The organism is Kitasatospora sp. NPDC056327 (assembly GCF_042261735.1).
In the GTDB taxonomy this organism is placed as follows: domain Bacteria; phylum Actinomycetota; class Actinomycetes; order Streptomycetales; family Streptomycetaceae; genus Kitasatospora.
In genome coordinates, this window is the sequence record NZ_JBHJRC010000088.1 from 20,218 (window position 1) to 28,323 (window position 8,106).

Below are 8,106 nucleotides of genomic sequence, written 5' to 3' on the forward strand. Positions count from 1 at the left end.
CGAACGGGTGACCGGGCTTGACGGATCCTCACCCGCCTCAGCGGCCCCGGCCGTTGCCGTGGCCCCGGCCGGTGACCGGGGACGAACCCTTCTCGACCCCGCCGAGCAGGCGCTTGTCCTCGGCCGACAGTTCGGCCATCGGTTCGGAGGCCGCCCGGCCGGCCGAATCGGCGGTGAGCTCCCCGCCCGCTGCGGCGGCGTCCGGCGCGGCGCCGTTCACGCCGGCGGCGGCCCGGGCCACCGGACGGCGGCGGTAGCGCGGCGGCACGAAGGCCTGCAGCGCGCGGGGGGCCCGCGGCCGGAACCGCGGCATGAGCAGCACCAGCAGGCCGACCAGGCAGAGCCCGGCCAGCGTGAGCACGACGGTCCGGCCGGTGTTGGTGACCGAGAAGGCGACGGTCCCGAACGCGATCAGCGCGGCCCAGAAGTACATGATCAGTACGGCGCGGCTGTGCGAGTGGCCGACCTGGAGCAGCCGGTGGTGCAGGTGCCGCTTGTCGGCGGCGAACGGGGACTGGCCCGCCCAGGTGCGGCGGACCACCGCGAGCAGCAGGTCCGCCAGCGGCAGCGCGATGACCGTCAGCGGCAGCAGCAGCGGGATGTAGATCGGCACCAGGGCGTGCACGGTGGCGGTCTGCGAGCCCAGCTCGCTGGTGATCAGGTCGGGGTCGACCCGGCCGGTGATGGAGATCGCGGCGACGGCCAGCATCAGGCCGAGCATCATCGACCCGGAGTCGCCCATGAAGATCCGGGCCGGGTGCATGTTGTGCGCCAGGAAGCCCAGGCACATCCCGATCAGCAGCACGCTGAACAGCACGGCGGGGGCGGCGTCACTGATCGTGTAGCCGTACCAGAGGCGGTAGGAGTACAGGAAGAAGGCCATCGCGGCGATGCAGACCATGCCGCCCGCCAGGCCGTCCAGACCGTCGATGAAGTTCACCGCGTTGACCATGACGACGACCAGGACCACCGAGATGACCATGCCCTGGGTGGGGCTGACCGCGACCGGCCCCTGGCCGGGCACCGGCAGGGTGATGACCGTGACGCCCTGCCAGACCATCACGCCGGCGGCGATCATCTGGCCGCCGAGCTTCACCAGGGCGTCCACGCCCCACTTGTCGTCCAGCACCCCGAGCAGCCACATGATGCCGGCGCCGGAGAGCAGCGCCCGGATGTCGGTGCCCTGGGAGAACACCTTGCTCAGGTTGTCGAGCTGGGAGGCGACCAGGATGCCCGCGCAGAGCCCGCCGAACATCGCGATGCCGCCGAGCCGCGGAGTGGGCTCGCGGTGCACGTCGCGGGCGCGGACCGGGGGCATCGCCCCCGCCGCGATGGCGAACTTCCGGACCGGGCCGGTCAGCAGGTAGGTGACGGCCGCGGTGCAGAACAGCACCAGCAGATACTCACGCACCACTGGCCTCCTGCAGCACTGTCCGACGGGTGGGTACCGAAGGTACGCCCGTGCCTGTCCGGGGTTCGAGGTGCGTCGCCACGGCACACACCTTATTGAGTCGGACGCCCGGGGCGCGCATCGCGGTTCGCCCTGCCGGGTAGGAGATTCGGATACGCGTTCAGCGGCGCCCGGCGAAGGCCCCCGCGAGCTCCCGGACCCGCTCCCCCACCCGGACGTCCGTGCCCCCGGCGAGCAGCCGTCCGAGCAGGGCCGCGATCTCCGTCAGCTCCGCCGTGCCCATGCCCTGCGAGGTCACCGTGCCGGTCCCCAGCCGGATCCCGGAGGCCTCCGACGGCGGCGCCTCGTCGTACGGCAGCGCGCACTTGCCGAGCAGCAGCCCGGCCGCCGCGCAGCGGCGCTCCGCCTCGGCCCCGGTGACCCCGAGCGGGGCGAGGTCGGCGGTCACCAGGTGGGTGTCGGTCCCGCCGGTCAGCGGACGCGCCCCGGCCCGCGCGAGCCCCTCCGCCAGCACCCGCGCCCCGGAGACCGCCCGCTGCGCGTACGCCCGGTAGCCGGGTGCCGCCGCCTCCGCGAACGCGACCGCCTTGCCGGCCACCTCGTTCATCGCGGCGCCGCCCTGGCTGAACGGGAAGACCGCCCGGTCGACCCGCTCGGCCAGCTCCGCGGTGCACAGCAGCAGACCGCCGCGCGGGCCGCGCAGCAGCTTGTGGGTGGCCGCCACGGTGACGTCCGCGAAGGGCACCGGGGACGGCGCCAGACCGGCCGCGACCAGTCCGGTGGTCTGCGCGGCGGCGGCCACCAGGTAGGCGTCCGTCTCGTCGGCGATCTCCCGGAAGGCGGCCCAGTCGGGGTGGCGGGGGTAGGAGATGGATCCGGCCACGATCGCCTTCGGGCGGTGCCGCCGGGCCAGTTCGCGCACCTGGTCGAGGTCGATCAGTCCGTCCTCGCGGCGCACCCCGTAGCCGACGAAGTCGAACCAGCGGCCGGAGAAGTTGGCCCGCGAGCCGCAGCTGAGGTGGCCGCCGTGCTCCAGCGACATCGCGAGCACCACGTCACCCGGCCGCAGCAGCGCGGCGTAGGCGGCGAGCATCGCGGCGGTGGCGGAGCGGGGCTGGACGTTGGCGTGCGGGGCGGTGAACAGTTCGCGGGCCCGGTCGACGGCCAGCAGTTCGGCGGCGTCGGCGAGCGCGCAGCCGGTGTGGTGCCGGCGGCCGGGGTAGCCCTCGGCGTACTTGTCGATCAGCGGGCCGGTGAGGGCCGCCAGGACGGCCGGACTCGTGAGGTTCTCCCCCGCCAGCAGCTGGATCGTCCCGGCCCGCCGCTCGGCCTCGGCGGCCAGCAGGTCGGCCACCTGGGGATCGGCCCGAAAGAGGGCCGCGGAGCGCGCCCCGTCGGTGTCGACGGGTCCGGTCGCGGCATCGGTGACGGTCATGGCGGGGCTCCCGGGCGCGCGTCGGGTCGGATCCCTCCAGCGTAGGACCGCCCCCTCGCCCCGGCACGGCGGCGCGTACCGGGGTACGCCCGGCCGTACGAACGCGGATCCGCGGGCCGCCGGGCGAGGCCCTAGAAGGCGGGAATGCCGGTCAGTGCGGTGACCACCGGGTCGACGGCGTGGAATATCTCCTCGCCGCAGTTGCGGAACATCCCGATCGGCGCGCCGTACGGGTCGTGCAGCTCGTCCGTCTCGGGGTCGGCGGCCAGCAGCCAGCCGCGCAGCGAGGCGGCGGCCCGGACCAGGGCGCGGGCGCGCTCGGTGACGTCGGCGCCGCGCCGGGGGTCCGGGAGGGTGCCCGGGTCGATCGTGCGGACCAGCCGGGTGAACTCCTTCAGCGTGAAGGTGCGCAGGCCCGCCTCGTGGCCCATCGAGATGACCTGGGCCCGGTGGTCGAGGGTCGCGGTGAGCACCAGGTCGGCCTCGACCACGTGCGCGTCCAGCAGTTCGCGGCCGGTGAAGCCGCCGCTGTCGGCGCCGTACTCGTCCAGCACCGTGGCGGCGTGCTCCTCCATCGGCGCGCCCACATGGCCCCAGGTGCCGGCCGACTCGACCAGGATCCGCCCGGCCACCCGTGGGTTGAGCCGGGTGTCCAGCTCACGCCGGGTGAGCCGCTCGGCGATCGGCGAGCGGCAGATGTTGCCGGTGCAGACGTACAGGATCCGGAAGTGGTTCAGCGGCCTGGGGCCCACGCTCAGGTACGGCGATATGCCGGGCCCGGCATGGAGGGAGGCGGCCGTCAACTGCCGGCCTCCAGGTCGGGGACGACCTCCCTCAGCTGCTCGGCGGAGATCGCGCCGGCCCGCAGGAGCACCGGCACCTTGCCCGTGACGTCCACGATCGACGAGGCCTGCGCGTGGTCGGCGGTGCCGCCGTCCAGGTAGACCGAGATGGCGTCGCCCAGCTGCTGCTGGGCCTCGTCACAGGTCGCCGGGGACGGCCCGCCGGTGCGGTTGGCGCTGGAGACGGCCATCGGCCCGGTGGCGTTCAGCAGCTCGATGGCGACCGGGTGCAGCGGCATCCGGACGGCGACGGTGCCCCGGGTGTCGCCGAGGTCCCAGCGCAGCGAGGGCTGGTGCTTGGCGACCAGGGTCAGGCCGCCGGGCCAGAAGGCGTCGACCAGCTCCCAGGCCTGCTCGGAGAAGTCGGTGACCAGGCCGTGCAGGGTGGTCGGCGAGCCGACCAGGACCGGCGAGGGCATGTTCCGGCCGCGGCCCTTGGCAGCCAGCAGGGCCGCCACCGCCTCGGGCGAGAAGGCGTCCGCACCGACCCCGTAGAGGGTGTCGGTGGGCAGCACGACGAGTTCGCCGCGGCGGATGGCCGAGGCGGCCTCGCGCAGGCCCGTGGCGCGGTCCCCGGCGTCGGCACAGTCGTAGCGGCGGCTCATCGGTGCGGTCCCCTTCCGGAAGGGCTCATGGCGTTGTTCGCGTCGGTCGCGTGGTTCACAGCGAGGCCTTGCGCGCGGTGGTGAAGCGCGGGCGGTTGTTGAGGTCGCGGTGGTCGGCTGCGTCGGTCCAGCCGCCCTCCTCGTTGAAGATCCAGGGGACCTGGCCGCCCTGGGTGTCGGCGTGCTCGATGACCACGGCACCGCCGGGACGCAGCAGGCGGGCCGCGACCCGCTCGATGCCGCGGATGGTGTCGAGGCCGTCCTCGCCCGAGAACAGCGACATCTGCGGGTCGTGGTCGCGGGCCTCCGGCGCCACGTACTCCCACTCGGTGAGCGGGATGTACGGCGGGTTGGAGATCACCAGGTCGAAGCGGCCGTCCCAGGCGTGGTCGTCCTCGAAGGCCCGGGTGGCGTCGCCCTCGTGCAGGGTGACCCGGGCCCGGTCGGGCGAGGCCTCGATGTTGCGCCGGGTGTACGGCAGCGCGCCCCCGTCGAGCTCGAAGGCGTGCACGACGGAGCGCGGCAGCTCCTGGGCGAGGGCGAGCGCGATGGCGCCGGAGCCGGAGCACAGGTCGACCACCAGCGGCTCGGCGACGTCCATGTCCCGGACCGCGTCTATGGCCCACTCGACGACCGTCTCGGTCTCCGGCCGGGGCACGAAGACGCCGGGCCCGACCGCCAGTTCGAGGTAGCGGAAGAAGGCCCGGCCGGTGATGTGCTGGAGCGGCTCGCGGGCCTCGCGGCGGGCGACGGCCTCCCAGTACCGGGCGTCGAAGTCGCCGTCCTGGACGGTGTGCAGCTGGCTGCGCCTGACGTTGTGGACGTGGGCGGCGAGCTCCTCCGCGTCGAAGCGCGGCGACGGCACGCCGGCCGCGGCCAACCGCTGGGTGGCCTGGGCCACCTCGGCGAGTAGCAGGTTCATCCGTACGACCTCTTGCTTCCGCTCTCCGGCCTCGACGTCGGTCGCGCCGCCGCCGGTGTCAGTTCTGTTGGGCCGCGGCGAGCTTGGCCGCCGCGTCCGCGTCGACGCAGGACTGGATGACCGCGTTGAGGTCACCGTCCAGCACCTGGTCCAGGTTGTACGACTTGAAGCCCGTGCGGTGGTCCGAGATGCGGTTCTCCGGATAGTTGTACGTCCGGATCCGCTCGGAACGGTCCACCGTGCGGACCTGGCTGCGGCGCGCGTCCGAGGCCTCCCGCTCGGCCTCCTCCTGCGCGGCGGCCAGCAGCCGCGAACGCAGGATGCGCATCGCCTGCTCCTTGTTCTGCAGCTGGCTCTTCTCGTTCTGGCAGGACGCCACGATACCGGTCGGCAGGTGGGTGATCCGGACCGCGGAGTCGGTGGTGTTGACCGACTGGCCGCCGGGGCCGGAGGAGCGGTACACGTCGATCCGCAGGTCGTTGGCGAGGATCTCGACCTCGACCTCCTCGGCCTCCGGGGTGACCAGCACGCCCGCGGCGGAGGTGTGGATGCGGCCCTGCGACTCGGTGGCGGGGACGCGCTGCACGCGGTGCACGCCGCCCTCGTACTTCAGCCGGGCCCAGACGCCCTGACCGGGCTCGCCGGTGCTGCCCTTGGTCTTCACGGCCACCGAGACGTCCTTGTAGCCGCCGAGGTCGGACTCGTTGGAGTCGATGAGCTCGGTCTTCCAGCCGACCCGCTCGGCGTAACGCAGGTACATCCGGAGCAGGTCCCCGGCGAACAGCGCGGACTCCTCGCCGCCCTCACCGGCCTTGATCTCCAGGATGACGTCCTTGTCGTCGCTCGGGTCGCGCGGGACGAGCAGCAGCCGCAGCTCCTCGGTCAGCGTCTCGCGGCGGGCCTCGCCGTCCTTCACCTCGGAGAGGAACTCGGAGTCCTCGGCGGCGAGTTCGCGGGCGGCCTCGATGTCCTCGCCGGCCTGCTTCCACTCCCGGTAGACCCGGGTGATCGGGGTCAGCTCCGCGTACCGCTTGGCCAGCCTGCGGGCGTTCGCCTGGTCGGCGTGGACGGACGGGTCGGCCAGCCTCGTTTCGAGGTCGGCGTGCTCGGTGAGGAGCTCTTCGACTGCCTCGAACATGGGGTGGCCTTCTTCCCGGGGGATCGTCGTGGGGGGTGGGTGCGCGCGGCGGCGGGCGGAACTGCGGGGGGACGCGAACGGCGCCGGTCCCCAGCGCCCCCGGAACGAGTACGGGGGCGCCGGAAACCGGCGCCGAGGGAGCGCTAGGCCTTCGCGCTGTGCTGCTTGCCGAAGCGGGCCTCGAAGCGGGCCACGCGGCCACCGGTGTCGAGGATCTTCTGCTTGCCGGTGTAGAACGGGTGGCACTGCGAGCAGACCTCGGCGCGGATCTCGCCACTGGTCTCGGTCGAGCGGGTGGTGAACTCGGCGCCGCAGGTGCAGGTCACGCGGGTGACCACGTACTCGGGGTGAACGTTGGACTTCAAGGGGTTCTCCTAGTGTTCGGGAGGGCACCGGGTCGGCGGCTGGAATGCCGCTCGTGAACCGGGACCGACGGTCCAGTCTGCCAGGACCGGCCGCTTCTTCCCAAACCGGGGGGCGCCCCGTGGTATTCCGGGCCCCCGCCGGGGCGCCCCCGCCGCCGCGGGGGGCGGCTCAGGGGCGCCTGGCCGGGCTCTTCGCCGGGGCCGGGGCGGACGGTCCGGGAGCGGCCTGCGCGGGGTTCTGCGGCTGGGCCTCGACGACCGTGCGCGGCAGCGGCCGGTCGGCCTTGAGAGCGGCCCAGAGCTGGTCGGCCTGCGGCTGCTGCTGGACCACCCGGTCCGGATCCGAGGGGGCGGTCACCACCGGCAGGGTGACCATCGAGAGCTGGTCCGGCCCGATGTCCTTGAGCTGCCGGCCCAGCCCGACCAGCGCGTTGACCGAGGCGAGCGCGGAGTCGGTGGTGATCGAGCGGGTCAGGGTGTCGCCGACCGACCACAGCTTGACGGGGTTGGTCAGCAGGCCGGTTCCGCCGGCCTGCCGCAGCAGCGAGCGGACCATCTGCTTCTGCAGCTCGATCCGGCCGAGGTCGCTGCCGTCGCCGACGCCGTGCCGCGTGCGGACGAACGCGAGCGCCTGCTGCCCGTCCAGGTGGTGCTCGCCGGGCGGGAGGTCGAGCCCGCTGTCCTTGTCGCGGATGGCCACCGTGGTGGTCACGGTGGCCCCGCCCATCGCGTCCACCAGCCGGGCGAACCCGGCGAAGTCGACCTCGACGTAGTGGTCCATCCGCAGTCCGCTGAGCTGCTCCACGGTCTTGACCGCGCAGGCCGCGCCGCCGGCCTCGTAGGCGCTGTTGAACATGGCGCGCTTGGCGGCCGGCACGGTCCTGCCGGCGGCGTCGACGCACTCGGGGCGCGGGACGAGGGTGTCGCGCGGGACGGAGACCACGTCGGCCCGGGTGTGGCCCTGGTCGACGTGCACCACCATCGCGGTGTCCGAGCGGGCGGTGCCGCCGGTGTCCCCGCCGGCCAGGTCCCCGTTGCCGCCGGCCCGAGAGTCGGAGCCGAGCACCAGGAGGTTGAACGAGCCGTCGGTGGCCGTCGGCGGGCGGGCGGTGCCGAGCCGGCCGTCGATGTCGACGCTCCTGATGTTGCCGTCCAGCCGCAGGTAGGCGTACCCGGCGGCGCCCGCCCCGAGGACGGCGAGCGCGGCGACGGCGCACGCGGCCGCGCGCAGGAGCCTGCGGCGGCGGCTCGGGACCCTCTTGTGTTCGGCCATACGGTCCAGAGTAAATCGGACAAGATACCGAAAAGATCCCAAACTGTCCCGATTCCGGAACGAACCACCCGGGGACGAGCGCCCCCGGAACGACGGCGAGCCCCGGCCCGCTCGG

Annotated in this window: 8 protein-coding genes; all 8 read right to left on the reverse strand. The window is 73.6% G+C overall.

The window, feature by feature from the left end:
- Nucleotides 1-37 precede the first annotated feature (37 nt).
- Nucleotides 38-1,411: an MraY family glycosyltransferase gene (locus tag ACFCX4_RS15465; RefSeq protein ID WP_376142550.1), complete on the reverse strand. Its 1,374-nt coding sequence runs from the start codon at nt 1,409-1,411 to the stop codon at nt 38-40.
- A gap of 160 nt (nt 1,412-1,571) precedes the next feature.
- Nucleotides 1,572-2,846 (reverse strand): serine hydroxymethyltransferase, encoded by a 1,275-nt coding sequence (gene glyA, locus ACFCX4_RS15470; RefSeq protein ID WP_376142552.1) that lies wholly within the window; start codon nt 2,844-2,846, stop codon nt 1,572-1,574.
- Between the two features lie 131 nt (nt 2,847-2,977).
- Nucleotides 2,978-3,616: a protein-tyrosine-phosphatase gene (locus ACFCX4_RS15475; RefSeq protein ID WP_376142562.1), complete on the reverse strand. Its 639-nt coding sequence runs from the start codon at nt 3,614-3,616 to the stop codon at nt 2,978-2,980.
- Between the two features lie 29 nt (nt 3,617-3,645).
- Nucleotides 3,646-4,293 carry an L-threonylcarbamoyladenylate synthase gene (locus tag ACFCX4_RS15480; RefSeq protein ID WP_376142554.1) on the reverse strand — a complete coding sequence of 216 codons (648 nt, stop codon included), beginning with the start codon at nt 4,291-4,293 and terminating at the stop codon, nt 3,646-3,648.
- Between the two features lie 55 nt (nt 4,294-4,348).
- Complete coding sequence (prmC, locus tag ACFCX4_RS15485; protein ID WP_376142556.1) at nt 4,349-5,215, reverse strand: peptide chain release factor N(5)-glutamine methyltransferase; 867 nt, start codon at nt 5,213-5,215, stop codon at nt 4,349-4,351.
- 58 nt (nt 5,216-5,273) lie between these two features.
- Nucleotides 5,274-6,353, reverse strand: a complete 1,080-nt coding sequence (gene prfA / locus ACFCX4_RS15490) for a peptide chain release factor 1 (RefSeq protein ID WP_376142558.1) — start codon at nt 6,351-6,353, stop codon at nt 5,274-5,276.
- Between the two features lie 143 nt (nt 6,354-6,496).
- On the reverse strand, nt 6,497-6,718 hold the full coding sequence (gene rpmE / locus ACFCX4_RS15495; RefSeq protein ID WP_030235761.1) for a 50S ribosomal protein L31: 222 nt from the start codon (nt 6,716-6,718) through the stop codon (nt 6,497-6,499).
- 169 nt (nt 6,719-6,887) lie between these two features.
- A complete protein-coding gene (locus tag ACFCX4_RS15500) occupies nt 6,888-7,991 on the reverse strand; it encodes an LCP family protein (protein WP_376142560.1) in 1,104 nt (367 codons plus the stop codon).
- Nucleotides 7,992-8,106 lie beyond the last annotated feature (115 nt).